The sequence below is a fragment of the Oleiphilus sp. HI0080 genome, assembly GCF_001635135.1.
The window spans coordinates 1-612 of record NZ_LWFU01000101.1 but is presented as its reverse complement, the minus strand read 5'-3'; the positions used below and the strand labels follow the sequence as shown (position 1 = coordinate 612).

Annotated in this window: 1 protein-coding gene and 1 pseudogene; both read left to right on the top strand. The window is 45.4% G+C overall.

The genetic code is table 11. From position 1 onward, the window contains the following. A partial coding sequence (locus tag A3751_RS01285) for a DsbA family protein (protein WP_068451301.1) occupies positions 1 to 337 on the top strand: 337 nt, incomplete at its 5' end. A 38-nt stretch (positions 338 to 375) separates the two neighbouring features. Further along, positions 376 to 612: pseudogene (locus A3751_RS23350) on the top strand (hypothetical protein); the annotation flags it as partial.

Genomic DNA, 612 nt, shown 5'->3' with positions numbered 1-612 from the left:
AATGCATCAGGCGTTGTTTGATGCAATACAGTCTCAGCCCAAAAATTACCAAGAACGTGAGGATTTTGTCGAAATCTTTGCTAAGTTTGGTGTCTCTGAAGAAGAGTTTATGGCGGTTTTCGACGCGTCAGGGTTTCGTAAGATTTCTAAAGTAGAAGAGCAGGTTAAGGCAACGGGCGATCGTATCAAGGCATACCGTCTTACTGGTGTTCCGGCGTTAATCGTAAATGGGAAATACAAGATTGGCGTTCGTGATGCCGGTGGTTTTGCAAACATGATTAAGATTGCAAACTTCCTTATCGAGAAAGAGCGTGCTGCAATGCAAGCGGCTAAGTAATAAGCGCTTCTGCATCACTAAGAGGTGTAAGAAAAACTATGTATGCAGGCTTGCGTAGTCGTGTTAGACAGATTTTTACACCCTCTGATGCCTTAGTCAGAGCTTCGTCTAGCTCCGCTCCCGAGGCTCTGAACACTGTTCCTAAGGTTTCTCATGACGAGACGATTCGTCTTCTGACGTATAACATTCAGGTTGGTATATCGACTTCGTCCTATCGCCATTACGTGACGCGTAGCTGGCAGCATTTCTTACCTCACCGTAAACGCCATGAGAAC